24 protein-coding genes, 2 tRNA genes and 1 rRNA gene are annotated in these 26,103 nt (G+C 55.6%); 10 read left to right on the top strand and 17 right to left on the bottom strand.

Going from position 1 to position 26,103, the window contains the following annotated elements; genetic code table 11:
* Window positions 1-18: 18 nt before the first annotated feature.
* The 4 genes from wzzE to trxA form a co-directional block, all read right to left on the bottom strand.
* On the bottom strand, window positions 19-1,065 hold the full coding sequence (wzzE, locus tag N438_RS26565) for an ECA polysaccharide chain length modulation protein (RefSeq protein ID WP_002883296.1): 1,047 nt from the start codon (window positions 1,063-1,065) through the stop codon (window positions 19-21).
* Between the two features lie 13 nt (window positions 1,066-1,078).
* A complete protein-coding gene (wecA, locus tag N438_RS26560) occupies window positions 1,079-2,182 on the bottom strand; it encodes a UDP-N-acetylglucosamine--undecaprenyl-phosphate N-acetylglucosaminephosphotransferase (protein WP_004886849.1) in 1,104 nt (367 codons plus the stop codon).
* A 240-nt stretch (window positions 2,183-2,422) separates the two neighbouring features.
* Complete coding sequence (gene rho / locus N438_RS26555) at window positions 2,423-3,682, bottom strand: transcription termination factor Rho (protein WP_002883293.1); 1,260 nt, start codon at window positions 3,680-3,682, stop codon at window positions 2,423-2,425.
* Window positions 3,683-4,014: 332 nt separating this feature from the next.
* The gene (gene trxA, locus N438_RS26545) at window positions 4,015-4,344 is read right to left on the bottom strand and encodes a thioredoxin TrxA (RefSeq protein WP_002883224.1); all 330 of its coding nucleotides are present in this window, start codon (window positions 4,342-4,344) and stop codon (window positions 4,015-4,017) included.
* Between the two features lie 341 nt (window positions 4,345-4,685).
* On the opposite strand from trxA, the gene rhlB reads away from it, so the two are divergent.
* The 5 genes from rhlB (at window position 4,686) to N438_RS26515 (ending at window position 10,438) form a co-directional block, all read left to right on the top strand.
* Window positions 4,686-5,951 (top strand): ATP-dependent RNA helicase RhlB, encoded by a 1,266-nt coding sequence (gene rhlB, locus N438_RS26540; RefSeq protein WP_008807968.1) that lies wholly within the window; start codon window positions 4,686-4,688, stop codon window positions 5,949-5,951.
* 118 nt (window positions 5,952-6,069) lie between these two features.
* On the top strand, window positions 6,070-7,578 hold the full coding sequence (gene gppA / locus N438_RS26530) for a guanosine-5'-triphosphate,3'-diphosphate diphosphatase (protein ID WP_012969202.1): 1,509 nt from the start codon (window positions 6,070-6,072) through the stop codon (window positions 7,576-7,578).
* Window positions 7,579-7,597: 19 nt separating this feature from the next.
* Complete coding sequence (locus tag N438_RS26525; protein ID WP_032736939.1) at window positions 7,598-8,524, top strand: LysR family transcriptional regulator; 927 nt, start codon at window positions 7,598-7,600, stop codon at window positions 8,522-8,524.
* A 130-nt stretch (window positions 8,525-8,654) separates the two neighbouring features.
* Window positions 8,655-9,653, top strand: a complete 999-nt coding sequence (locus tag N438_RS26520) for an amidohydrolase family protein (RefSeq protein WP_008807971.1) — start codon at window positions 8,655-8,657, stop codon at window positions 9,651-9,653.
* Between the two features lie 62 nt (window positions 9,654-9,715).
* On the top strand, window positions 9,716-10,438 hold the full coding sequence (locus N438_RS26515; RefSeq protein WP_032736961.1) for a DUF554 domain-containing protein: 723 nt from the start codon (window positions 9,716-9,718) through the stop codon (window positions 10,436-10,438).
* Window positions 10,439-10,442: 4 nt separating this feature from the next.
* On the opposite strand, the gene rep is transcribed toward N438_RS26515, so the two are convergent.
* The gene (gene rep, locus N438_RS26510; RefSeq protein ID WP_015368891.1) at window positions 10,443-12,464 is read right to left on the bottom strand and encodes a DNA helicase Rep; all 2,022 of its coding nucleotides are present in this window, start codon (window positions 12,462-12,464) and stop codon (window positions 10,443-10,445) included.
* A 112-nt stretch (window positions 12,465-12,576) separates the two neighbouring features.
* Here rep and ppiC (N438_RS26505) point away from each other — a divergent pair, with 112 nt between their 5' ends.
* Together ppiC (N438_RS26505) and ppiC (N438_RS26500) are read left to right on the top strand one after the other, a co-directional pair.
* Window positions 12,577-12,858, top strand: coding sequence for a peptidylprolyl isomerase PpiC (gene ppiC, locus N438_RS26505; RefSeq protein WP_008807974.1), 282 nt, complete (start codon window positions 12,577-12,579; stop codon window positions 12,856-12,858).
* Window positions 12,859-12,909: 51 nt separating this feature from the next.
* Window positions 12,910-13,191 (top strand): peptidylprolyl isomerase PpiC, encoded by a 282-nt coding sequence (gene ppiC, locus N438_RS26500; RefSeq protein WP_008807975.1) that lies wholly within the window; start codon window positions 12,910-12,912, stop codon window positions 13,189-13,191.
* 202 nt (window positions 13,192-13,393) lie between these two features.
* On the opposite strand, the gene ilvC is transcribed toward ppiC (N438_RS26500), so the two are convergent.
* Window positions 13,394-14,869, bottom strand: a complete 1,476-nt coding sequence (gene ilvC, locus N438_RS26495) for a ketol-acid reductoisomerase (protein ID WP_008807976.1) — start codon at window positions 14,867-14,869, stop codon at window positions 13,394-13,396.
* A gap of 154 nt (window positions 14,870-15,023) precedes the next feature.
* Here ilvC and ilvY point away from each other — a divergent pair, with 154 nt between their 5' ends.
* Window positions 15,024-15,914 (top strand): HTH-type transcriptional activator IlvY, encoded by an 891-nt coding sequence (gene ilvY / locus N438_RS26490; RefSeq protein WP_012543253.1) that lies wholly within the window; start codon window positions 15,024-15,026, stop codon window positions 15,912-15,914.
* Here ilvY and ilvA read toward each other — a convergent pair.
* From ilvA to ilvL, 7 genes are all read right to left on the bottom strand, one after another.
* Window positions 15,911-17,455, bottom strand: coding sequence for a threonine ammonia-lyase, biosynthetic (gene ilvA / locus N438_RS26485; protein ID WP_023296862.1), 1,545 nt, complete (start codon window positions 17,453-17,455; stop codon window positions 15,911-15,913). The two genes, ilvY and ilvA, sit on opposite strands and share 4 nt — an antisense overlap.
* A 2-nt stretch (window positions 17,456-17,457) precedes the next feature.
* Window positions 17,458-19,308: a dihydroxy-acid dehydratase gene (gene ilvD / locus N438_RS26480; protein WP_008807979.1), complete on the bottom strand. Its 1,851-nt coding sequence runs from the start codon at window positions 19,306-19,308 to the stop codon at window positions 17,458-17,460.
* A gap of 60 nt (window positions 19,309-19,368) precedes the next feature.
* The gene (locus N438_RS26475; protein ID WP_008807980.1) at window positions 19,369-20,298 is read right to left on the bottom strand and encodes a branched-chain amino acid transaminase; all 930 of its coding nucleotides are present in this window, start codon (window positions 20,296-20,298) and stop codon (window positions 19,369-19,371) included.
* Window positions 20,299-20,316: 18 nt separating this feature from the next.
* Window positions 20,317-20,574: an acetolactate synthase 2 small subunit gene (gene ilvM, locus N438_RS26470; protein WP_008807981.1), complete on the bottom strand. Its 258-nt coding sequence runs from the start codon at window positions 20,572-20,574 to the stop codon at window positions 20,317-20,319.
* Window positions 20,571-22,217 (bottom strand): acetolactate synthase 2 catalytic subunit, encoded by a 1,647-nt coding sequence (gene ilvG / locus N438_RS26465; protein ID WP_023323436.1) that lies wholly within the window; start codon window positions 22,215-22,217, stop codon window positions 20,571-20,573. The genes ilvM and ilvG overlap by 4 nt, the downstream gene beginning before the upstream one ends.
* A 2-nt stretch (window positions 22,218-22,219) precedes the next feature.
* Window positions 22,220-22,270 (bottom strand): peptide IlvX, encoded by a 51-nt coding sequence (ilvX, locus tag N438_RS28640; RefSeq protein ID WP_196774041.1) that lies wholly within the window; start codon window positions 22,268-22,270, stop codon window positions 22,220-22,222.
* 87 nt (window positions 22,271-22,357) lie between these two features.
* On the bottom strand, window positions 22,358-22,456 hold the full coding sequence (ilvL, locus tag N438_RS26460) for an ilv operon leader peptide (RefSeq protein WP_001311244.1): 99 nt from the start codon (window positions 22,454-22,456) through the stop codon (window positions 22,358-22,360).
* 354 nt (window positions 22,457-22,810) lie between these two features.
* On the opposite strand from ilvL, the gene N438_RS26455 reads away from it, so the two are divergent.
* The gene (locus N438_RS26455; RefSeq protein ID WP_064160931.1) at window positions 22,811-24,331 is read left to right on the top strand and encodes a YifB family Mg chelatase-like AAA ATPase; all 1,521 of its coding nucleotides are present in this window, start codon (window positions 22,811-22,813) and stop codon (window positions 24,329-24,331) included.
* A gap of 24 nt (window positions 24,332-24,355) precedes the next feature.
* Here the strand turns inward: N438_RS26455 and N438_RS26450 are convergent, their stop codons facing one another.
* Window positions 24,356-24,694 (bottom strand): DUF413 domain-containing protein, encoded by a 339-nt coding sequence (locus N438_RS26450; RefSeq protein WP_004886877.1) that lies wholly within the window; start codon window positions 24,692-24,694, stop codon window positions 24,356-24,358.
* A gap of 118 nt (window positions 24,695-24,812) precedes the next feature.
* Here N438_RS26450 and hdfR point away from each other — a divergent pair, with 118 nt between their 5' ends.
* Window positions 24,813-25,634 carry an HTH-type transcriptional regulator HdfR gene (gene hdfR / locus N438_RS26445; RefSeq protein WP_012543255.1) on the top strand — a complete coding sequence of 274 codons (822 nt, stop codon included), beginning with the start codon at window positions 24,813-24,815 and terminating at the stop codon, window positions 25,632-25,634.
* Window positions 25,635-25,736: 102 nt separating this feature from the next.
* Here hdfR and N438_RS26440 read toward each other — a convergent pair.
* From N438_RS26440 to rrf, 3 genes are all read right to left on the bottom strand, one after another.
* Window positions 25,737-25,812: transfer RNA gene (locus N438_RS26440), tRNA-Trp, on the bottom strand.
* A 52-nt stretch (window positions 25,813-25,864) separates the two neighbouring features.
* A tRNA-Asp gene (locus tag N438_RS26435) sits at window positions 25,865-25,941 on the bottom strand.
* Window positions 25,942-25,998: 57 nt separating this feature from the next.
* A 5S ribosomal RNA gene (gene rrf, locus N438_RS26430) occupies window positions 25,999-26,103 on the bottom strand; the annotation flags it as partial.

The following is a 26,103-nucleotide window of genomic DNA, read 5'->3' as shown; positions in this document are numbered from 1 at the left end:
CTTCACCACAGGCCGCAATCACAGGACACGACGACGTGATAACGCCACGCCTGCGCCGATGAGCGCACCCACAATCCCCCACATCACCATCAGAAATACACGGCGCGGGCTATCGCGTTTTACAGGTTCTTCCGGCGTCCGCAAATACCGGTAAGTCTGAAAACGCGGATCTAACGTTGGACCGACGTTCAACGTGCTCAGCATAGCGCGGTTCTGGTCGTAATCGAGGTCATATTCCGGCCCGACGGCCTGCAGGTTTTCCAGCCTGGCCTGCAGCATCGGCCTGCCCAATAAAAATAGCTCTGAATCCGGCAACTGATCGGCAGGAACATCCGTTTCGCTGCGTGAAATATTGTGCTGCTGGGCCACCTTCAGCGCCTGCTCCACGCTGTGCGTCCGACGGTTGAAGATGGCCTCGGCCACCTCTTCCTGGCGCTTCACCTGCGCTTTCATTTGCACGGTCCGCGCCGCCCAGGCGCCTTTGAGTTCGTCATTAAGATGGCCTGCCGCCCGCTGGCTGGCGAAAGCCACATACTGACGCAACAGATTATTGGCATCCTGCCCGGTCTCGGCGGTCAGTTTGACGCTGTCGTTAATGCTCTTGGCCGCATCGCCTGGCATAAACTGGATATTGTTAATCAGGTCATCCAGCATCGCCGCATCCGCGCGGGCATTACCCGACTGACGCTGCTTGTAGTAGTCCGTTTGTAGCCAGAAATCGCGCCGGGTATCCCAGGAGGCCAGCTGCATGATGAACTCTTTATACGCTTCATCCATGGCGGAAGGCTGATCGACCGAGGCAAGGTCGGCTTTAATGTCCAGATTGCGTAAGAACTGCTGCTGGGAATAGTACCCCCCCAACATATTGACAGTAGGCCGATCGGTGATCGCCGTGGCGCTCCACTCCTGGCGAGCAAAAAAGGTATATACCAGCACGATGGCGGCGAAGAGTACGGCGCCGCCGACTATCCAGCCTTTTCCTGCCCATAAAGCGCGAAACAGCCCGCGAATATCCAGCTCGTTCTCAACGTTCACTGCTTGTGCTCCCGGTAATGGTTGAGTCATCACATCCCCAGCTTTACTTGGTTAGTTTCGGATTATTGCCGCTGTGTCGCCGAATTCTGCGTCTGATGCGCTTAACCAGGCGCGCCACTTTCCAGGCGCGCTTAATACAGTAGCCATAAAGGAAGAAGGCTACCAAAAAGAGAATTAACATCACCCATTCCGGCACAATGCGGGTGTATTCCGCCGCGACGCCAACCAGCGCCAGCAGGGCGGCGGCCAGGGTAATCAGGACGAACGCCTGACGGGAAGTAAAGCCGGCGCGCATGATCAAATGATGAATATGCTGACGGTCCGGAGAGAAAGGACTCATGCCTTTGCGCAGGCGGCGATACATAATCGCCACCATGTCCATCAACGGGATAGCGATAATCCACAGCGCGGTCACCGGGCTAATGGGATGTGTTTTACCTTGCGTGGTTTCCAGCAGGATCCAGATAATGGTGAAGCCAATCATCGTGCTGCCGGCGTCACCCATAAAGACTTTATAGCGGCGGCCGAGGGCGCCAAGATTGAGAAGAATATAGGGCAGAATGGCGGCGATCATCGCGAAGCACCACATCGCCAGGCTGTACTGACCATCAAACCAGAGGATGATCCCAGTCGCCGCAAAGGAGACCGATGACAGACCGCCGAGCAGGCCGTCGATCCCGTCGACCATGTTAAACGCATTGATGGCGGCCCACACGGCAAACAGCGTCAGGAAGAAGCCGAAAGGCCCCAGCACCAGCTCCCACGAGCCAAAAATAAAGCCGAGACTACTCAGATGCAGATTCCCTGCCATCATCATAATCACGGCGATCGCAGCCTGTATGACTGCGCGAATTTTCACGCTGATATCGAAGCGATCGTCAAGCGCGCCAACCAGCACCAATACCCCCGCGCAGGCCAGATACAGCGAGGCGTGAGGAATATAATAATCGGCGATGGCGAAAGTAAAACAGATGCCTGCATAAACTGAGATACCACCGACCAACGGAATCAACCCCTGATGCCGTTTGCGATAGTTTGGTTTATCCACCAACCCGATCTTTTTTGCCACTTTCCGCGCGACAAAAATAAAGAGGGTCGTGAATAAGAAAATACTGATTAATTCAGTAATAGCAGTGAGTAAATTCACAACGCATGTGCTCTCAGCATAGTTAATCCGGGAAGTATAGCGATGATGCCCCAACTCCAGAAGGGGAAAAGCAGAACATTACAAATTTATTGTATAGATTTTAGTCTGTTAAAGCTGTCTCCGCCTGCTATCCGGCGCCATTATACGACAACTTTCGTCCCGCTTTCTCTGTCTCTGGATCATACAAACCCAAAAATGAAAACGCCACGCAAAGGCGTGGCGTTTTTGGCTTTTTTTACCTTACGAGCGCTTCATCATATCGAAGAAGTCATCATTCGTCTTGGTCATCGCCAGCTTGTTAATGAGGAATTCCATTGCATCGATCTCACCCATCGGATGAATAATTTTGCGCAGGATCCACATTTTCTGCAGCTCTTCCTGAGTGGTGAGCAGTTCTTCTTTACGGGTACCGGAACGGTTGTAATCGATAGCCGGGAAGACGCGTTTTTCGGCAATCTTACGAGAGAGGTGCAGCTCCATGTTACCGGTGCCTTTAAACTCTTCGTAGATCACTTCGTCCATTTTGGAGCCGGTGTCAATCAGCGCCGTGGCGATGATGGTCAGGCTGCCGCCCTCTTCGACGTTACGTGCCGCACCGAAGAAACGCTTCGGACGGTGCAGGGCGTTGGCGTCCACACCACCGGTCAGGACTTTACCAGAAGCCGGTACCACGGTGTTGTAGGCTCGCGCCAGACGAGTAATGGAGTCGAGCAGGATGATAACGTCTTTCTTGTGTTCAACCAGACGTTTTGCTTTCTCGATAACCATCTCGGCAACCTGCACGTGGCGGGATGCCGGCTCGTCAAAGGTGGAAGCAACCACTTCACCTTTCACCAGACGCTGCATCTCGGTCACTTCTTCCGGACGTTCGTCGATCAGCAGCACCATCAGCACGCAGTCCGGGTGGTTGTAAGCGATGCTCTGCGCGATGTTCTGCAGCAGCATCGTTTTACCGGCTTTCGGCGGCGCGACAATCAGACCACGCTGGCCGCGGCCAATCGGGGAGGCCAGATCCAGTACGCGAGCGGTTAAGTCTTCGGTAGAACCGTTACCACGTTCCATACGCAGGCGAGAATTCGCGTGCAGCGGCGTTAAGTTCTCGAACAGGATCTTGTTACGCGCGTTTTCCGGCTTGTCGTAGTTAACTTCGTTAACTTTCAACAGTGCAAAGTAACGCTCACCCTCTTTCGGAGGACGAATCTTACCGGAAATGGTGTCACCAGTGCGAAGGTTGAAACGGCGGATTTGGCTGGGGGATACGTAGATGTCGTCAGGGCCGGCGAGGTAGGAGCTGTCTGCGGAGCGGAGGAATCCAAATCCATCCTGCAGTATCTCCAGTACGCCGTCGCCAAAGATATCTTCGCCACTCTTCGAATGCTGCTTGAGGATGGCAAAAATAATATCCTGCTTACGCATACGAGCCAGGTTTTCCAGCCCCATATTTTCGCCGAGAGTAATCAGCTCAGAAACCGGCGTATTCTTTAATTCGGTAAGATTCATAGTGGTGTGGGTTCTTAAACTCGGGGTAAATCTCGAACTTAATGTTGTGAATGGTATGGCAGGAACATCCATGCCTGTTAGCGGCTTCATCTCGTGTCTGTACGTTGCCTGGTCACAGGAAAGAACGCAGAACTGAAACGACAAGACGGAATGAGTGATAAGCCCGGAATTATTAGCCTCACGCGCATCGTCTGCGGGACGCTTTGGGTAAAACAAGATTCAAACAATAGGTATGTTTAAAACGAAGTCTGTGGATTAACTTAGCACGACTCCTGCCGGGCGTCCAGAGTTCCGCAAAAAATAGGAATCTGGACGCCGGACCAGCAATTCGCTTACGCCAGGTTGGCGTCGAGGAACTCTTTCAGCTGACCCTTGGACAGTGCGCCAACTTTAGTGGCCGCCACTTCGCCGTTTTTGAACAGCAGCAGGGTTGGGATACCGCGAATGCCGTATTTCGGCGCGGTGCCCGGGTTCTGGTCGATGTTCAGCTTAGCTACGGTCAGTTTGCCCTGATACTCTTCAGCGATCTCATCCAGAATCGGGGCGATCATTTTGCACGGACCACACCACTCTGCCCAGAAATCGACGAGGGTCAGCCCGTCAGCCTTGAGTACGTCCGTGTCAAAACTGTCGTCAGTCAGGTGAATAATTTTATCGCTCATATTTAACTCCACAGGAATAAGCCTGGTGTGTTGGTGTCGTAGCCATCAACGACGTGCTGCGGCTACGTTATGCACGCTATTCTTCAGGATACCTCAATTCTCTGGGCTGCCAACTGGCGCAATCCATCATGGACTCGCCTGTTGACGCCAGGGTGCCCGAACGCGAACTGCATGCTGCAGATTTATCGCTCCCGACTCGCTTAGTAGTCTAAGCTATCCTGGATTCGTTCAGTTACCGTAGACGTACCTTGAATAATTTCGTACACCGCCAACGAAAGGTTGACGTTATTTCACCGGATACGCTTTCTTAATGCAATAGTTAGCTGATATTCTACCACACTATGAGCAAAACACATTTAACAGAACAGAAGTTTTCCGACTTCGCCCTGCACCCGGCAGTCATTGAAGCCCTTGAAAAGAAAGGGTTTCATAATTGCACACCCATTCAGGCCCTCGCCCTTCCGCTGACGCTGGAAGGCCGCGATGTCGCCGGGCAGGCGCAAACCGGTACCGGTAAAACGATGGCGTTCCTGACGTCAACGTTTCATTATCTTCTCTCTCACCCGGCTATCGCCGATCGCCAGGTTAACCAACCGCGCGCGCTAATTATGGCACCAACGCGTGAACTGGCGGTACAGATCCACGCGGATGCTGAACCGCTGGCGCAGGCCACCGGTCTGAAGCTGGGTCTGGCTTACGGCGGCGACGGCTACGACAAGCAGCTGAAAGTGCTGGAAAGCGGTGTCGATATTCTGATCGGTACCACTGGTCGTCTGATCGATTACGCGAAACAGAACCACATTAACCTCGGCGCCATTCAGGTCGTCGTACTGGACGAAGCCGATCGCATGTACGATCTCGGCTTTATTAAAGATATCCGCTGGCTGTTCCGCCGCATGCCGCCGGCGACGCAGCGCCTGAACATGCTGTTCTCCGCGACTCTTTCTTATCGCGTTCGCGAACTGGCGTTCGAGCAGATGAACAACGCCGAATATGTCGAAGTGGAACCGGAACAGAAAACGGGCCACCGTATTAAAGAAGAGCTGTTCTACCCTTCCAACGAAGAAAAAATGCGCCTGCTGCAGACGCTGCTGGAAGAAGAGTGGCCCGATCGCGCCATCATCTTCGCCAACACCAAGCACCGTTGTGAAGATATCTGGGGTCATCTCGCCGCTGACGGCCATCGTGTAGGTCTGCTGACCGGCGACGTGGCGCAGAAAAAGCGTCTGCGTATTCTCGACGAATTTACTCGTGGCGATCTCGATATTCTGGTCGCAACTGACGTTGCTGCGCGCGGCTTACATATTCCGGCCGTGACCCACGTCTTTAACTACGATCTGCCGGACGACTGCGAAGATTACGTTCACCGCATCGGCCGCACCGGCCGCGCTGGCGCCAGCGGCAACTCTATCAGCCTCGCCTGCGAAGAGTACGCGCTGAACCTGCCGGCAATCGAAACCTATATTGGTCACTCGATCCCGGTCAGTAAGTACAACCCGGACGCGCTGATGACCGACCTGCCTAAGCCGCTGCGTCTGACCCGTGCGCGCCCAGGCAACGGCCCGCGCCGCAACGGTCCACCGCGCAATCGTCGTCGTTCAGGTTAAGAAATCTATGCCATACGCTCAATCATTCAGAATCAGCCAGGGCGACCTTCCTCTGGCAACCCGCTCAGTGATGTGGACCGGGCTTAAGCGCTCCGCCAACCAGGGAGCCTTCTGAACGATGAAGAGTATGAGCTCCACCTCGCTGTATGCCGCCATTGATTTGGGTTCCAATAGTTTCCATATGTTGGTGGTGCGCGAGGTGGCGGGCAGCATCCAGACGCTGAGCCGTATTAAGCGTAAGGTTCGTCTGGCCGCCGGTCTGAATAGCGACAACACGCTCTCCGCGGAAGCGATGGAGCGCGGCTGGCAGTGCTTACGCCTGTTTGCCGAACGCCTGCAGGATATTCCGCCGACGCAAATCCGCGTCGTGGCCACCGCCACGCTACGTCTTGCCGTCAATGCAGAGGAGTTTCTGGCGAAAGCGCAAGAGATCCTCGGCACGCCAGTGCAGGTGATCAGCGGCGAAGAAGAAGCGCGCCTGATTTACCAGGGTGTCGCCCACACCACCGGCGGCGCCGATCAGCGTCTGGTGGTCGATATCGGCGGCGCCAGCACCGAGCTGGTGACCGGCACCGGTGCGCAAACGACCTCGCTGTTCAGTCTGTCGATGGGCTGTGTGACCTGGCTTGAACGCTATTTTGCCGACCGTAGCCTGACGAAAGAGAATTTCGATCTCGCCGAAGCGGCCGCGCGCGAGGTGTTATTACCCATCGCCGATGTGCTGCGCTATCACGGATGGAAAGTGTGCGTCGGCGCTTCCGGCACCGTTCAGGCGCTGCAGGAAATTATGATGGCGCAGGGGATGGATGAACGCATCACCCTCGCCAAACTCCAGCAGCTTAAACAGCGCGCCATCCAGTGCGGACGTCTGGAAGAGCTGGAGATCGAAGGCTTAACCCTTGAGCGGGCGCTGGTGTTCCCGAGCGGGCTGGCGATCCTGATCGCTATCTTCAGCGAACTGAATATTCAGTGTATGACCCTGGCAGGCGGCGCGTTACGCGAAGGTCTGGTGTACGGCATGCTGCATCTCTCTGTCGAACAGGACATCCGCAGCCGCACCCTGCGCAATATTCAGCGCCGTTTTATGATCGACACCGAGCAGGCCCAACGCGTCGCCAGTCTGGCCAGCCATCTGCTCAGTCAGCTGGACGGCAGCTGGGAGCTGGACCCGCTGAGCCGCGATTTACTCCTCAGCGCCTGCTCGCTGCATGAAATTGGGCTGAGTGTGGATTTCAAGCGCGCGCCGCAGCACGCGGCTTATCTGGTCAATAACCTCGACCTGCCCGGCTTTACCCCGGCGCAGAAGAAGTTGATTGCCACGCTGCTCCTGAATCAGACCAACGCCATCGACCTGTCTTCGCTTCATCAGCAGAATGCGGTCCCGCCGCGAGTGGCCGAACATCTGTGTCGCCTGCTGCGACTGGCGATCCTGTTTGCCAGCCGGCGGCGCGACGATTTGTTGCCGGCCATTCAGTTGGCCGCTCACGACGACCAGTTAACGCTGACGCTGCCGGAGAACTGGCTGGCTGAACATCCGCTTGGCCGGGAAATGGTCGATCAGGAGTGTCAATGGCAAAGCTACGTCCACTGGACGCTACGGGTCACCAGCGGCGATACGCCAAGATAATATCCAGCCAGGAGGGCGGATGCGGGAAGAACTGGATTTCAAATCGCTACGCTTTTTCTCCGCGCTCTACCGGCTAGGCAATGTCTCCCCGGCGGCTGACGCGCTGAATATCAGCCAACCCACCGGCAGCCTTTTGCTGAAAAAACTACGGGATCATTTTGCTGACCCGTTGTTTGTCCGGGTGGGACAGCGGATGATGCCGACGCCGCGAGCGGACGCGATCGCCCCGACTGTATTTACCCTTCTCCAGCTTGCCGATAACGATTTAGCCGTCAAACCTGAATTTCTTCCCCAGCAGAGCCAGCGTAACTTCACGATCGGAATGACCGATATCAGTCAAATGACGCTGTTGCCTTTGCTGCAAATTGCGCTCCAGCAGCAGGCGGCGGACGGGATCACCTTTACGGTACAGAATCTGGATGAGCAGACCCTCAACGCCCTCGAATCCGGGAAGTGTGATCTCGCGATCGGCTACCTGACGCAGCTTCCGGATAGCGTCTACCAGCAGCATCTCTTCGATCAATCGTATGTCTGCCTCGCGGCGGAAAATCACCCACGTATTCGAACCCAGCTTCGTGCCGAAGACTGGCGGCAGGAAAAGCATCTGGCGATCCGCGTGGAGGGGACTGCCCACGGCGATATGGATAAGCGGCTTGATGAGCACAGTATGCCCCGGCGGATCGCGCTGACATTACCGAGCTTTTTAGGTACCGGCGAGCTGGTGGCCGAAAGCGATATGATTGCCGTCGTCCCGGAACAGGTGGCGCGGCATATCACCCGCCGCTATCCCTGCCGCAGCTGGCCGCTACCTTTTCCTCTCGCCAGGATCGCCATCCGTCAGGTCTGGCATCAGCGGCTGCACCGCGATCCCGGGCATATCTGGCTACGCTCGCTGATCGCCGCACTTGCCGATCCCGCTCAGCAGAGCGGATCTATTACGATCTAAACCGCGAAATATACCGCTGTATTAGTTTTACTGATAATGCCTATTACGTTTGGTTTATTGCTGGCAATACGTGAAAGCTTTTATTCTCCTTGCATCAAGCCATACTAACAAATATCGCAAGGAATATATCATGCGCGGAAAAATCGCTTTAGAAGAACACGTCTCCACTCCTGAAAATAACCGTCTGTGGGATTCAACCGGTGAAGCCGGCCGTAACGGTACAGAATATATGAAAGACGTTGAACGTCGCCTGCTGGATCGCAGTATTCAGCTGGAAGAAATGGCGCAGCGTCATATTGACCACGTCATTCTTTCTCTAACTTCACCTGGCGCGCAATCTATTTTAGATAAAGCCAAAGCGGTCTCTTTTGCTCGTGATACTAACGATTTTATCGTCGAGAATTATGTGAAGCCAAATCCGGATAAATTTAGCGCTTTCGCCACCCTGGCCTTGCAAAACCCGGAAGCCGCGGCGGAAGAGCTGGAGCGCGCCGTGAAGAAACTAGGCATGAAAGGCGCGCTGATCAACGGCTATACCAACGTTAAAGATAGCGAGCATGGCCTGTATCTTGATGACGAATCGATGCTGGTTTTCTGGGATAAGGTCAACGAGCTGAACGTACCGGTGTACCTGCATCCTCGCGAACCGCTGGAAGGCCCGGCGCGCGGCATCTATACCGGTTACGAAAGCCTGATCGGCTCCGCGTGGGGCTTTGCGCAGGAAACGGCAGTGCATGCTATCCGTCTGATGATGAGTGGTTTGTTCGATCGTTATCCTAACCTCAATCTGGTACTGGGCCACCTCGGCGAAGGGCTGGTTCATATGCTGCCGCGTACTCAGCACCGCCTCTATCGTCAGCGTTTCGGCTGCGGTCTGGGTAAAGCGGAAAAACCGTTAATGCACTACCTGCAGAATAACTTCATTGTTACCACCAGCGGCCATTTTAATACCCATTCGCTGAATAATGCCATTGAAGTCATGGGCGCCGATCGTGTGATGTTCTCTGTCGATTATCCGTATGAAGATATTCATCAGGCTTGTGACTGGTTTGATCCGTTAGAACTTGAAGCGGGCCTGAAAGATAAAATTGCCTGGGGCAATGCCAGCCGTGTCTTTAACATTCAATAATATTAAAGACAGACTTCAGGGCCTGAATATTCAGGCCCTGTTTTTATTAGGGAGAATAAATGATGGCAATAGGTATATTTGTCTGTAGCGGCTCGCTTCTCGTCGGTGCACTGGCCGGCGCCTCGCTGAATCGCTTTATTCCGGAACACTTCAAAAAGACCTTGCCGCTGATTGCCGGATTGATCTCCATCAGCATGGGTATCTTCTTTGTCAATAAATTGCATAATCTGCCGCCCATTGCCCTGGCCATTATTGTCGGCACGATTATCGGCGGCCTGCTGAATATTGAAAAATGGATTGAGCGGGCCGGGACAACGCTGCGCACGCCCATTGAGCGCATTTTCCCGGCGCAGGCCAGCGCCAGCGTGAGTGCGGAAGATTTTATGAATCAGTTTATCGCCGTGCTGATCCTCTTCTGCGCCAGCGGCACCGGCATTTTCGGTGCTTTAACCGAAGGGATGACCGGCGACCCGACCATTCTGCTGACCAAGTCGATACTCGACTTTTTCACTGCCGCGATTTTCGCCTCTACGCTGGGGTATATCATCACCGTGATCTTTATTCCCCAGCTGATTGTCTTCATTATCCTGTTTTTCGCGGCAACCTTTATCATGGCGCTGATCAATCCGGCGATGATCGCCGACTTCACCGCCTGCGGCGGCATCATTATGCTGGCGACTGGTTTTCGTCTGTGCGGGATCCGCGCCTTCCCCACCGCCAATATGCTGCCCTCACTGCTGCTGGTAATGCCCTTCTCCGCCGCCTGGCAGCAGTTTGTCGCCTGAGGCGTTAGCCTTTTTTCGCCTTCGCCAGCATCGCTTTAATATTCGCGACGTTGGCCTGGCCTTTATGCATACGTTCTTCCGCAGAGATGACTTTTCGCTCCTGCTCCCATATCAGATCGTCCTGCGGGAGCTCAAGCAGGAAACGGCTTGGCTCCGGGCGCACCAGCTCACCATACTGTCGACGCTCCTTACAGAGCGTAAAGGTCAGCTCTTTTTGCGCCCGGGTGATGCCGACGTAGGCTAACCGGCGCTCTTCATCGACGTTATCTTCATCGATGCTGCTCTGGTGCGGCAGCAATCCCTCTTCCATTCCCACCAGGTAAACATACGGGAACTCCAGCCCTTTTGAGGCATGGAGGGTCATCAACTGCACCTGATCCAGCTCTTCATCCGATTCGCCGCGTTCCATCATATCGCGCAGGGTAAAGCGGGTAACTACCTGCGTCAGCGTCATCGGCTCATCTATCTCGCTGCCTTCCAGCATCTCGGTCATCCAGGTGAACAGCTGGTTGACGTTTTTCATCCGCATTTCCGCGGCTTTCGGGCTCGGCGAGGTTTCATATAGCCAGGACTCATAATCAATCCCGCGAATTAAATCCCGCACGGCATTGACTGGTTCACGCTCGGCCAGTTGCTGAATTTCCCGCAGCCAGTGGGTGAAACGAGTGAGGGATTCATACCCGCGCCCGGTCAGCGTCTGGCTTAACCCCATATCAAAGCTGGCGGTGAATAAGCCTTTATTGCGGCTCATCGCCCATTCGCCCAGTTTTTGCAAGGTCGCCGGGCCAATCTCTCGCTTCGGCGTATTGACGATACGCAGGAAGGCGCTGTCGTCATCCGGGTTGGTCAGCACGCGCAGATAGGCCAGCAGATCTTTAATTTCCGGACGCGAGAAGAACGAGGTGCCGCCCGAGATTTTGTACGGGATGCGGTTCTGCATCAGCATCTTTTCAAAGACCCGCGACTGGTGATTGCCGCGATAAAGGATGGCGTAATCTTTGTAGTTTGTTTTATTAATAAAGTGGTGGGCAATCAGTTCGCCAGCGACGCGCTCCGCTTCATGATCTTCGTTATTGGCGGAGAGCACTTTCAGCTCGGTACCGTAGCCAAGTTCTGAGAACAGCCGCTTTTCAAACACGTGCGGGTTATTGGCGATCAAAATGTTGGCAGCCTTCAGAATACGCCCTGATGAACGGTAGTTCTGTTCAAGTTTGATCACCTGCAGCGCAGGAAAATCCTGGCTTAACAGCACCAGGTTCTGCGGCCGCGCGCCGCGCCACGAGTAGATCGACTGGTCATCATCACCCACCACGGTAAAGCGCGCGCGCTGGCCCACCAGCAGCTTCACCAGCTCATACTGGCTGGTGTTGGTATCCTGATACTCATCCACCAGCAGGTAACGGATCTTGTTCTGCCAGCGCTCGCGCACCTCTTCATTTCGCTGCAGCAGCAGCGTCGGTAGCAGGATCAGGTCGTCAAAATCGAGGACGTTGCAGGCCTTCATATGCGCATCATAGAGCCCATAGCAGTGGGCGAAGATGCGGTCCCGTTCGCCTTTCGCGCCAGCCGCCGCCTGCGCCGGGGTTTTCAGATCGTTTTTCCAGTTGGAGATCGTCGAGATCAGCTGCTGCAACACCACTTTGTCATCTTCGATCAACCCTTCGGTGAGCTCTTTGAGCAGCGCGACCTGGTCGGTATCATCGAACAAGGAAAAGTTAGATTTCATTCCCAGCGCGGCGTATTCACGTTTGATGATGTCCAGTCCCAGGGTGTGGAAGGTGGAAATCATTAGCCCGCGCGCCTCTTTTCGCCCCAGCGTTTGCCCGACGCGCTCTTTCATTTCGCGCGCGGCCTTGTTAGTAAAGGTGACGGCCGCGATATGGCGCGCCTGATAGCCGCAGCCGCGGATCAGGTGGGCGATTTTATTCGTAATAACGCGGGTCTTACCGGAACCGGCGCCCGCCAGCACTAGGCACGGTCCGGTAACGAATTCGACGGCTTGTTGTTGGCCAGGGTTTAAACGCATGGGAATATTGCTCAATCTTCGAACGGGGTGTGGATTGTAGCAGAAAGCGAGGCCGAGATTTACCGGCTGATGGTAAAGTGTCAGCCACGCAATTCATCCTGAGGATCTGGTAATGGCAAAAAGCGCAGCGGCCCTGCATATTCTGGTTAAAGAAGAGAAACTGGCGCACGAGATCCTCGCCAAACTGGAACGGGGCATCAGCTTCGATCATCTGGCGAAGCGTTACTCAAAGTGTCCGTCCGGACGTCATGGCGGTGATTTAGGCGAATTCCCGCAGGGGACGATGGTCGGCCCGTTTGATCAAGCCGTTTTCAGCTGTCCGCTGCTTAAACCCTATGGCCCGGTGAAAACCAAATTCGGCTACCATATCATCAAGGTGCTGTATCGTCGGTAACGCGTGCTACTATGGCGCCCTGATTTATCCCAACTCAATCAAGGCGCAATCATGGCTAAAACCGCGGCAGCACTGCACATCCTGGTAAAAGAAGAGAAACTGGCGCTCGATCTGCTCGAGCAGCTCAAAGGCGGCGCCGATTTCGGCAAGCTGGCAAAGAAACACTCCATTTGTCCGTCAGGCAAACGCGGCGGCGATCTGGGTGAGTTCCGCCAGGGCCAGATGGTACCGGCCTTCGATAAAGTGGTCTTCTCCTGCCCGGAACTGGAGCCAACCGGCCCGCTGCATACCCAGTTCGGCTACCACATCATCAAAGTGCTATACCGGAAATAATAAAAAACCCGGGGATCTTAATCTCCGGGTTTCTGCCTGATGGCGCTTCGCTTATCAGGCCGACTAAACAAATCCATTCCTCTATGGATTTCGGCTTGCCGGAAGGCGGCAAGGAAGTACATCCCCAGGAACATAGATTACTATGTGACTGGGGTGTACGTACCGTAGCCAACGCATCGGCAAGTCGAAAGACGACGAGGAATTAGCCGGCTACCGCGATACGTTTCATATCAGTCATATAACCGCGCAGTTTCTTACCTACCTGCTCGATAGCGTGGCTGCGAATCGCTTCGTTCACATCGCGCAGCTGAGCGTTATCTACCGCGCCTTCAGCAATCGCTTTGCCCAGGTCGCCGGTCTGCAGGGTAGTCATAAACTCTTTCAGCAGCGGTACGCAAGCGTAAGAGAACAGGTAGTTACCGTACTCTGCAGTATCAGAGATAACCACGTTCATTTCATACAGACGCTTACGGGCGATAGTGTTCGCGATCAGCGGCAGCTCGTGCAGTGATTCATAGTAAGCGGACTCTTCGATGATGCCGGAATCAACCATGGTTTCGAACGCCAGCTCAACGCCCGCTTTCACCATCGCGATCATCAGCACGCCTTTATCGAAGTACTCCTGCTCGCCGATTTTGCCTTCATACTGCGGGGCGGTTTCGAACGCGGTTTTGCCGGTCTCTTCGCGCCAGGTCAGCAGTTTCTTATCATCGTTCGCCCAGTCTGCCATCATACCGGAGGAGAATTCGCCGGAGATGATGTCGTCCATGTGTTTCTGGAACAGCGGCGCCATGATCTCTTTCAGCTGTTCGGACAGCGCATAAGCGCGCAGTTTCGCCGGGTTAGAGAGGCGATCCATCATCAGGGTAATACCGCCCTGCTTCAGCGCTTCGGTGATGGTTTCCCAGCCGAACTGAATCAGTTTTTCCGCATACGCCGGATCGGTACCTTCCGCCACCAGCTTGTCGAAGCACAGCAGAGAACCCGCCTGCAGCATGCCGCAGAGGATGGTCTGCTCGCCCATCAGGTCAGATTTCACTTCCGCCACGAAGGAGGATTCCAGAACGCCCGCACGATGGCCGCCGGTCGCCGCTGCCCAGGCTTTGGCAATAGCCATGCCTTCGCCTTTCGGATCGTTTTCCGGGTGGACGGCGATAAGCGTCGGCACGCCGAAACCGCGTTTGTACTCTTCACGAACTTCGGTACCCGGGCACTTCGGCGCCACCATCACCACGGTGATGTCTTTGCGGATCTGCTCGCCCACTTCAACGATGTTGAAGCCGTGGGAGTAACCCAGCGCCGCGCCGTCTTTCATCAGCGGCTGTACGGAACGCACAACGTCAGAGTGCTGTTTGTCCGGCGTCAGGTTAACCACCAGGTCGGCCTGCGGGATCAGCTCTTCATAGGTACCGACTTTGAAGCCGTTTTCGGTCGCTTTACGCCAGGAAGCGCGCTTCTCGGCAATCGCTTCTTTACGCAACGCATAGGAGATATCCAGGCCGGAATCACGCATGTTCAGACCCTGGTTCAGGCCCTGCGCGCCACAGCCGACGATGACTACTTTTTTACCCTGAAGATAGCTTGCGCCATCGGCAAATTCATCGCGCCCCATAAAGCGGCATTTGCCCAGCTGTGCCAGCTGCTGGCGCAGATTCAGTGTGTTGAAGTAGTTAGCCATGGTGATACCTCGTGATGTTGTGTTGTCGTGCTTATTGTTCGGTTCGCTTTTGCGAGAATGAACTTACTATATGACAGGAATTTTATTGCGGAAATTGATATATTCACAACGTCACGTTGCAATTTATGAAACACAAAATCGGGGAGTACGCGCCGTGGATTTACGCGATCTGAAAACCTTTCTGCATCTGGCGGAAAGCCGCCATTTTGGCCGCAGCGCGCGGGCCATGCACGTCAGTCCTTCGACCCTTTCGCGGCAGATCCAACGCCTGGAAGAGGACCTCGGCCAGCCGCTGTTCGTGCGTGATAATCGCACGGTGACGCTCACCGAAGCCGGGGAAGAGTTACGCACCTTTGCCCAGCAGACCTTACTGCAGTATCAGCAGCTTCGCCACGCCATCGATCAGCAGGGACCGTCGCTCTCCGGTGAGCTGCATATCTTCTGCTCTGTCACCGCCGCTTATAGCCATCTGCCGCCGATCCTCGACCGCTTTCGCGCCGCGCATCCTTCGGTTGAGATAAAATTATCGACCGGCGATGCCGCTGACGCCATGGAGAAGGTCGTCACCGGCGAAGCCGACCTGGCGATTGCCGGTAAACCAGAGACCCTGCCGGGATCGGTGGCGTTTTCGATGCTGGAGAACCTCGCCGTGGTGTTAATTGCCCCGGCGCTTCCCTGCCCGGTGCGTAACCAGGTGACCGTCGAGCGTCCGGACTGGTCGACAGTGCCGTTTATCATGGCTGACCAGGGGCCGGTACGTCGGCGCATCGAGCTGTGGTTTCGACGCCATAAAATCAGCAACCCGTCGATCTATGCCACCGTCGGGGGACACGAAGCGATGGTGTCGATGGTCGCCCTCGGCTGCGGCGTGGCGCTGCTACCGGAGGTGGTACTGGAAAACAGCCCGGAACCGGTACGCAACCGGGTGATGATTCTGGAGCGCAGTGATGAGCAAACCCCGTTTGAGCTGGGCGTTTGCGCACAAAAAAAGCGGCTGCATGAGCCGCTTATTGATGCTTTCTGGAAAATCCTGCCTAACCACTAGCCCGCGAGGAAAAAGCGGAACGCCGGGTTATGGGTTTCGTCGTGGCACTCATAGCCCAGTTCATTAAGGCGGGTTTCAAAGTCCGGCTCGTGCTCGCCCAGCTCAAAGGCCGCTAACACCCGACCATAGTCGGTGCCATGGCTACGGTAGTGGAACAGCGAAATATTCCAGTGGGTGCCAAGGGTGTGCAGGAACTTCAGCAGCGCCCCCGGCGATTCAGGGAACTCGAAGCTGAACAGCCGCTCCTGCAGCGCTTTGGACGGCCGGCCGCCGACCATATAGCGCACATGGAGCTTGGCCATTTCGTCATCGGAAAGGTCAACGACGCTGTAGCCGCCATCGTTCAGTAACTGGAGGATCTCTTTCCGCTCCTCCAGCCCGCGACTCAGGCGTACCCCGACAAAAATGCAGGCGTCTTTAGCATCAGCAAAGCGGTAGTTGAACTCCGTCACCGAGCGCCCGCCCAGCAGCTGGCAAAACTTCAGAAAGCTGCCCTTCTCTTCCGGGATCGTCACCGCCAGCAGCGCTTCGCGCTGTTCCCCGAGCTCGCAGCGCTCAGACACGTAGCGCAGGCCGTGGAAGTTAACGTTGGCCCCGGACAGAATATGAGCCAGTCGCTCGCCGCGAATATTGTACTGGGCGACATATTTCTTCATCCCCGCCAACGCCAGCGCGCCGGAAGGCTCCGCCACCGCCCGCACATCTTCGAACAGATCTTTCATCGCCGCGCAAATAGCGTCGCTGTCGACAGTGATGATGTCGTCCAGATACTCCTGGCACAAACGGAAGGTTTCATCGCCGATGCGCTTCACCGCCACGCCTTCAGCAAACAAACCGACGCGCGGCAGATCCACCGGATGGCCGGCATCCAGCGCCGCTTTCAGACATGCCGAGTCTTCCGCTTCTACCGCTATCACTTTAATCTGCGGCATCAGCTGCTTGATCAGCACCGCCACGCCTGCCGCCAGACCGCCGCCGCCCACCGGGACGAATACGCGGTCAATGTGGGCATCCTGCTGCAGCAGCTCCAGCGCCAGCGTTCCCTGACCGGCGATGACCATCGGGTGATCGAATGGCGGCACCCAGGTAAACCCCTGCTGCTGCGCCAGTTCAATCGCCCGAGCTTTCGCTTCGTCAAAGTTGGCACCATGCAGCAGCACTTCGCCGCCAAAACCGCGAACGGCATCGACTTTGATATCGGCGGTCGCTACCGGCATCACGATCAGCGCCTTAACCCCAAGCCGGGAGGCTGAGAAAGCCACTCCCTGCGCATGGTTGCCTGCCGACGCCGTGATCACCCCATTCGATTTCTGTTCCGCCGTCAGGCTGGACATCATCGCGTAGGCGCCGCGCAGCTTAAAGCTGTGTACCGGCTGGCGATCTTCGCGTTTGACCAGAATAACGTTATCCAGCCGCGAAGAGAGCTTCTCCATTTTTTGCAGCGGCGTTTTCTGCACCGCTTCATAAACTGGCGCGCGCAGCACTGCTCTCAGGTATTCGGCGCCCTCAGGGGCACCGGACAGGGGTTGTGAGTCCGCCATAATTAGCCACCCAGTTTTGATTTATCGCGCACCGCGCCCTTGTCGGCGCTGGTCGCGAGGCTGGCATAAGCGCGCAGTGCAAAGGAGACCTGGCGCTCGCGGTCTTTCGGCGTCCACGCCTTATCGCCACGCGCTTCCTGTGCTTCGCGACGGGCGGCGATTTCTGCATCGCTGAGCTGCAGCTGAATACCGCGGTTCGGAATATCGATAGCAATCATGTCGCCATCTTCGATGATCGCGATGTTGCCGCCGCTCGCCGCTTCCGGCGATACGTGGCCGATGGAAAGCCCGGAGGTGCCGCCGGAGAAACGGCCATCGGTGATCAGCGCGCACGCTTTGCCAAGACCCATGGACTTCAGGAAGGTGGTCGGATAGAGCATTTCCTGCATCCCCGGCCCGCCTTTCGGCCCTTCATAGCGAATAACCACGACGTCGCCTTCCACGACTTTGCCGCCGAGGATGGCATCAACCGCTTCGTCCTGGCTTTCATAAACTTTCGCCGGGCCGGTAAATTTCAGGATGCTATCGTCCACACCGGCGGTTTTGACAATACAGCCGTTTTCAGCAAAGTTACCATACAGGACCGCCAGGCCACCGTCTTTACTGTAGGCATGTTCCAGAGAACGGATACATCCCTCGGCGCGATCGTCATCCAGCGTATCCCAACGGCAATCCTGCGAGAACGCCTGGGTGGTACGGATCCCGGCCGGGCCGGCGCGGAACATTTTTTTCACCGCGTCGTCCTGGGTCACCATTACATCGTACTGTTCCAGGGTCTGCGGCAGCGTCAGGCCAAGGACGTTTTTCACATCGCGGTTGAGTAACCCCGCGCGGTCCAGCTCGCCCAGAATGCCCAGAACGCCACCAGCCCGGTGCACGTCTTCCATATGGTATTTCTGCGTACTCGGCGCCACTTTACACAGCTGCGGGACCTTGCGGGACAGTTTGTCGATATCGCTCATGGTGAAGTCGATTTCGGCTTCCTGCGCCGCCGCCAGCAGGTGCAGTACGGTATTGGTTGAACCGCCCATCGCGATATCGAGGGTCATGGCGTTTTCAAATGCCGCCTTGCTGGCGATATTGCGCGGCAGGGCGGAAGCGTCATCCTGCTCGTAGTAGCGTTTGGTCAGCTCCACGATACGTTTACCGGCGTTCAGGAACAGCTCCTTACGATCGGCGTGGGTCGCCAGCAGCGAGCCGTTACCCGGCTGTGACAGGCCCAGCGCTTCGGTCAGGCAGTTCATGGAGTTCGCGGTGAACATCCCGGAACAGGAACCACAGGTCGGACAAGCGGAACGTTCCACCTGGTTACTCTGTTCGTCGGACACTTTCGGATCCGCCCCCTGGATCATCGCATCCACCAGGTCGAGCTTGATGATTTTATCTGACAGCTTGGTCTTCCCGGCTTCCATTGGGCCACCGGAAACAAAGATCACCGGAATGTTCAGGCGCAGAGAGGCCATCAGCATCCCCGGAGTGATTTTGTCGCAGTTGGAGATACAGACCATGGCATCAGCACAGTGGGCGTTAACCATGTACTCGACCGAGTCAGCGATCAGCTCGCGGGATGGCAGTGAATAGAGCATACCCCCGTGGCCCATGGCGATCCCATCATCCACCGCGATGGTGTTAAATTCTTTGGCGACACCGCCTGCCGCTTCAATCTGCTCAGCAACCAGTTTACCGAGATCGCGCAGGTGCACGTGCCCGGGGACAAACTGGGTAAAGGAGTTGACGACGGCGATAATCGGTTTGCCGAAATCGGCATCGGTCATTCCGGTTGCGCGCCACAACGCGCGGGCGCCCGCCATGTTGCGGCCATGTGTGGTGGTGGCGGAACGGTACTTAGGCATGCTCTTTTTACTCCCATCTCTGTTTATTAAATGGGACGGTGCGTGCCGTCCCATTTTTAATTACTTACTTACCGGATCCAACCAGCCCCATTTATCTTCTGTTTCACCGGTGAAGAGGCCAAAGAAGGCTTCCTGAATGCGTTTGGTCACCGGCCCGCGGCGGCCTGCGCCGACCTGGATGCCGTCAACGCTGCGTACCGGGGTGATTTCTGCCGCGGTGCCGGACATGAACACTTCATCCGCGAGGTACAGCGATTCACGGGACAGCACCTGCTCGCGCACTTCGATGCCAAGATCTTTCGCCAGTTTGATGATCGCGTCGCGGGTGATACCCGGCAGCGCGGAAGAGGTGAACGGCGGAGTAAACAGCACGCCATCTTTTACCTCAAACAGGTTTTCGCCTGCACCTTCGGAGATATAACCGTTAACATCCAGCGCGATACCTTCCTGATAACCGTGACGACGCGCTTCGCTGCCGACCAGCAGAGAGGAGAGATAGTTGCCGCCCGCTTTCGCCGCGGTTGGAATGGTGTTCGGCGCCGCGCGGTTCCAGGAAGAAACCATCGCATCGATCCCCTGCTCCAGCGCTTCTGCGCCGAGGTAGGCGCCCCACGGGAACGCCGCGATGATAACGTCGGTTTTGTAACCGTCCGGCGGGTTAACGCCCATGCCAACATCGCCAACAAACACCAGCGGACGAATATAAGCGCTGGTCAGTTTATTGGTACGGATAACTTCGCGGCAGGCTTCCATCAGCTCATCAACGCTCTGCGAGACCGGGAAACGATAAATTTTGGCTGAGTCATGCAGACGCTGCATATGTTCGCGATGACGGAACACCACCGGGCCCTTGTGCGAGTCGTAGCAGCGGATGCCTTCGAATACCGAAGTCCCGTAGTGCAACGCATGGGACATGACGTGCACTTTCGCCTCGCCCCATGGGGTCATCTCGCCATTGAACCAAATGTAATCAGCTTTCTTCGTCGTCATTTTTTTATTCCTCTGCGCTCAGGCGCGGATTTGTTGTGATGTGGGTTGCTGGATCTCGACGCAGGCGACGTCGACCAGTTTACTTAATTGACTAAACAGTAATTCGACGGGCCGCGGGCTGGCAACGGTCAATTCGATATTTATATTTTGCGCATCCGACGCGGTTTCCATATTCATTGCGCAGATTTGAAAACCACGGTGGCGGACCACGCGCAGCACGCGCTCTAAGGTTTCCGGATTGAAACGCGCCTGCAAAGCGACCTGATGTTGCTTCATGATAATTTCTCCAGCATTTCTGCATTACTGGCGCCGGGCGGCACCAACGGCCAGACATTCTCAAGTTCGTCGATTGAGACATGAAGCAGGTATGGCCCCTGGCTCGAAAGCATGGTGTCGAGTGCCGCTTCAACCTGGTCTTTACGGGTGATGTGTTGGCCAGGAATACCGAAGGCGCTGGCCAGCGTGAGGAAATCAGGGTTATCAGTCAGAGTGGTTTCGCTATAACGTTCCTGGAAAAACAGCTGCTGCCATTGTCGAACCATCCCTAACCGCTGGTTGTCGAGTAACACGATCTTTAACGGTAATTGTTTGCGCTTGACGGTGCCCAGCTCCTGCACGTTCATCATGAAGGAACCGTCACCGGAGATACAGATCACCGTATCGTCCGGGCGCGCCACCTGGGCACCAACGGCGGCTGGCAGGCCAAAGCCCATCGTGCCTAAGCCGCTGGAGGTGATAAAGTTTTCCGGGCGGGTATAGGTCATATGTTGAGCCGACCACATCTGGTGCTGGCCAACGTCGGTTGTCACGACGCTATCCGCCGGCTTACGGTCGGAAAGCTGCTTCAGCAGCAGCGGCGCGTAGATCGCCTCGCCGGGATGATCGTAACGCCAGGCGTGCTCGGTGCGCAGTGCGGCATTATGCTCGCGCCAGGCATCGATAGCTAACGGCTGCTGCAGCGCCGGCAGCAAGCGGTTCAGATCGCCGGTCAGACCGATGTGCGCCTGACGCAGCTTGTTCAGCTCCGCCGGATCGATGTCCATGTGGATCACTTTGGCATGCGGAGCGAAGGTATTGAGCTTACCGGTCACACGATCGTCAAAGCGCGCGCCGACAGCGATCAGCAGATCGCACTCCTGTACCGCCAGGTTGGCCGCCTTAGTGCCGTGCATGCCCAGCATACCGAGATAATACGGATAATCTGCGGCCACCACGCCCAGCCCTTTCAGCGTGCAGGTTGCCGGCATTCGGGTTACCGCCAGGAATTCACGCAAAGCCGGTACCGCCTGCGCCATACCTACCCCGCCGCCAACATACATCATCGGCTTCTGTGACTGAGCCAGCATCTGCAGAGCCTGAGCAACCTCCGCCTGCGGGAACGCCATCTCATCGTCGACGGTAGAGAAATGAGGATCAAGCTCGCCCTGGGCCATCTGAATATCCTTAGGGATATCAACCAGCACCGGGCCCGGACGGCCTGAGTTTGCCACCTGGAAAGCTTCAGCGATAACCCGCGGCAGCTCATCCAGAGACTGCACGAGGAAACTGTGCTTAGTACAGGCCAGTGACAAACCAAGAACGTCTACTTCCTGGAACGCATCCGTGCCGATGAAGGGAGCGGCCACCTGGCCGGTGATAGCGACAATGGGAATGGAATCAAGCAGGGCGTCCGCCAGGCCAGTGATCAGGTTGGTCGCGCCCGGGCCGGACGTCGCTATGCACACCCCGGTTTTCCCGGTTGCTCGCGCATAACCAATAGCCGCCATGGCTGCCCCTTGCTCATGCCGACACAGCAGGTGCTCCACGCCGCCGTCATACAGGGCATCGTAAACCGGCATAATTGCGCCACCCGGATAGCCAAAAACTGTGTCGACTCCCTGTGTCCGCAAAGCATGTACCACCCACTGCGCGCCATTCATAGTTAGTTCCCCGTCATAAATCGGGAGAAACAGAATTTTATGCTAAAATTCATCATCTGCTCCTCGCTTAGGTTATTTCAGTTATAAAAAAACCCCCGGACCTTTCGGTGCGGGGGTCTTAGTTCGTTAAGGCTTGATTCTTAAGCCTTTCCTCGTCCAAGTGCAGCCCCGCACGGTGGGATAATAATCACCACCACGCTAATCACGACCAGGCTAATCACTCGTAGAAGGGCTGTCATTTTCTGTACTTTCTGGCTTCTTGTTCGAAGGAATACCTAAAGAGGTACCACAGACATCACATAAAACACAAGATTTTTTTATATCCTGGTTTCTGAGCAGCCTAACAGTTTCAGGAAAAATAATTGTTTTATATGAAGAAAATCAGAAATGAAAAAAATTCAGTTTTCTTTCACGCTGTACGCTCAGCGCCCATCTCTGTTTCGGATGCACCACCTTTTTCGATCACGCTCCCATTTTCGGCTAAATGTAACGAAATGGCGTAAAAATAATGGATTTATGCTTCTAACTTCGTGTTATTGCCGCTGCCGTTTCACGGCAGGCTCGTCATAATCCTTCTCTGTCCAGGAGGTTTTATGTCGCTCGCCATCGTTTACACACGCGCGGCGCTCGGTATCGAAGCGCCATTGATTACTATCGAGGTTCATCTCAGCAGCGGTCTGCCTGGCTTGACCATGGTCGGGCTACCGGAGACCACCGTGAAAGAGGCCCGCGACCGGGTACGCAGCGCCTTGATCAACAGCGGCTACGCTTTCCCTGCGAAGAAAATAACCATTAACCTGGCACCCGCGGATCTGCCCAAAGAGGGCGGGCGATATGACCTTCCCATCGCTCTCGCGCTTCTCGTCGCCTCAGAGCAGCTCAACACTACCCGATTGAATCAATATGAGTTTGTGGGCGAACTCGCCCTTACAGGCGGCTTACGTGGCGTTCCAGGGGCGATCCCCAGCGCAATGGAAGCCATCAAAGCCGGCCGGCGCATTGTCGTCTCCTCTGACAATGCGGCTGAGGTGGGTCTGATCGGCGGCAGCGATTGCCTGGTCGCCGACCATCTGCAACAGGTGTGCGCGTTTCTCGCAGGGCAAGCATCACTCTCGCCGCCTCTCGCCGACGTGCCCGCCGTTGATGAACGCTGTGAAGATCTACGTGATGTTATCGGCCAACAACAAGGCAAGCGAGCGCTGGAGATTGTGGCGGCCGGTGGCCACAACCTGCTCCTGATTGGCCCGCCCGGTACCGGCAAAACAATGCTTGCCTGCCGGCTCCCCGGCCTTTTGCCGCCGTTAAGCAACCAGGAAGCGCTGGAGAGCACGGCCATTCAAAGTCTGGTCAACCTCCAGACTGCGAAGACCCGGTGGCGTCAGAGGCCGTTTCGCGCCCCTCACCATAGCGCCTCGCTGGCAGCGATGGTAGGCGGAGGCTCAATACCTGTCCCCGGCGAGATTTCACTGGCCCATAATGGCGTGCTGTTTCTTGATGAACTGCCAGAGTTTGAACGACGGGTGCTGGACGCGCTGCGTGAACCCATTGAGTCAGGCAAGATCCACATATCACGATCGCGCGCCAAGATTGACTATCCGGCGCGTTTTCAGCTTATCGCGGCAATGAACCCAAGCCCTACCGGGCATTATCAGGGCAAACATAATCGCGCGTCGCCTGAGCAGACATTGCGCTACCTTGGGCGCCTGTCCGGCCCTTTTCTCGACCGCTTCGATCTTTCTTTAGAGATCCCGCTCCCGCTGCCGGGGATACTGAGCCAGGGCACGCAGGGCGAAGAATCGAGTGCGACGGTCCGTCAGCGTGTGCTGGCGGCACGTGAACGTCAAATGCTCAGGCAAAATAAGCTGAATGCGCATCTTGAGAATCGTGAAATGAAGAGCTGCTGTCACTTGCGGCAGGAGGATGCGCTTTGGCTGGAACAGACGTTAACGCAGCTGGGGCTTTCTATACGGGCCTGGCAGCGTCTGTTAAAGGTGGCAAGAACCATTGCCGATCTGGCAGAAGCTGAAGAGATTGAACGCCGCCATTTGCAGGAGGCGCTCAGCTATCGGGCAATAGACCGGATGCTAAACCATCTGCAGAAAATGATGGCGTAAAAAAAGGGCTTACGCCCTTTTTTCTTAGTCATCGCTTTCAGTGTAATCGTCAGCGCCTTCCATCTGCGGTTTGCCGCCGGAAAGAGTATGGAAACGCTTCGGCCGCTTAATGCGTGCCATATACTTAATCCATACGCGTTCTGCTTCCGTTACCGGCTCACGTTCACCACGGCACACCGAGACAAATTGTTTTTCATCATCGGTAACAGGTTCGCGTTTACCCAGTTCCAGTTCGTTAAAGGCATAACCATGACGTTCCAGCAGTTGCGCCTCTTTGATGGTGAAATCACCATGACGGGAGAACCCGCGTGGATAATTTTTATTGTCGAAAAAACGATTAGTCGTCGTAAAGCTTTCCGCCATCCTACACGCTCCTGATTCTTTGGCCGAGCTATTTATGGCGCGGAGTATTAGTTACGCTTGACAGAGCGTCAAACAAAACATTTAAATCATGACGACAAATAATTTTGTGGAGAACGGTGTGGATACGGAATTGCTCAAGACTTTCCTGGAAGTGAGCAGAACTCGTCACTTTGGGCGGGCAGCAGAGGCACTTTACCTGACGCAGTCAGCGGTCAGCTTTCGTATTCGTCAGTTGGAGAATCAACTTGGGGTGAACCTGTTCACCCGCCATCGTAATAACATTCGTCTGACGACCGCCGGAGAAAAGCTCCTGCCCTACGCCGAAACGTTGATGAACACCTGGCAGGCCGCGCGCAAGGAGGTCGCTCACTCTTCGCGACATAACGAATTCTCCATCGGTGCCAGCGCGTCGCTGTGGGAATGTCTGCTGAACGGCTGGCTGGGGACTCTCTACAAAGATCCCTATAACCTGCAATTCGAGGCGCGGATCGCCCAACGTCAGTCATTAGTTAAACAGTTGCATGAACGCCAGCTCGATCTCCTGATCACAACTGAATCACCGAAGATGGATGAATTAAGCTGCCAGTTGCTGGGTAATTTCACCCTGGCGCTCTATTGTGCCGCCCCAGGGAAAAATAAGAATGATTTGAACTACCTGCGTCTGGAATGGGGGCCGGATTTCCAGCAAAACGAAGTGGGGCTGATTGGTAGCGATGATGTGCCACTGTTAACGACGAGCTCCGCAGAACTGGCTTATCAGCAACTCAGTACCTTGAATGGCTGTACCTGGTTACCCGTCAGTTGGGCGCAGCAGAAAAGTGGTCTGCATACGGTGACCGATAGCGTAACGCTCTCACGTCCTCTGTATGCCATTTGGCTACAAAATAGCGATAAACAAGCGCATATTCGCGAGATCCTGAAAAGCAGCATACTGGAATAAAGATCTGACTCCATGGATGGAGTGCTCAGAAAGCAAGGAAGAGAGAGGAATGGAAAAATTACAAGCAAAAAAAAATCCTTTGCCTAAGCAAAGGATTATATATGGCAGGGGCGGAGAGACTCGAACTCGCGACACCCGGTTTTGGAGACCGGTGCTCTACCAACTGAGCTACGCCCCTAAATCTTTCTCGCTATTAAGCCCGCTAATATAGCAGGCTTAATTTTAATAAGTGGCGGAACGGACGGGACTCGAACCCGCGACCCCCTGCGTGACAGGCAGGTATTCTAACCGACTGAACTACCGCTCCACCGAATTTCTTCGCTTTATTACCACCGGTTGTCACCCCGGCTTACTGCAATTTGATGCCTGGCAGTTCCCTACTCTCACATGGGGAGACCCCACACTACCATCGGCGCTACGGCGTTTCACTTCTGAGTTCGGCATGGGGTCAGGTGGGACCACCGCGCTA

The organism is Klebsiella sp. GL120222-02 (assembly GCF_003097195.1).
Taxonomy (GTDB): Bacteria; Pseudomonadota; Gammaproteobacteria; order Enterobacterales; family Enterobacteriaceae; genus Klebsiella; species Klebsiella variicola.
The sequence above is the reverse complement of the archived record's forward strand: the minus strand, read 5'-3'. Positions and strand labels throughout refer to the sequence as shown.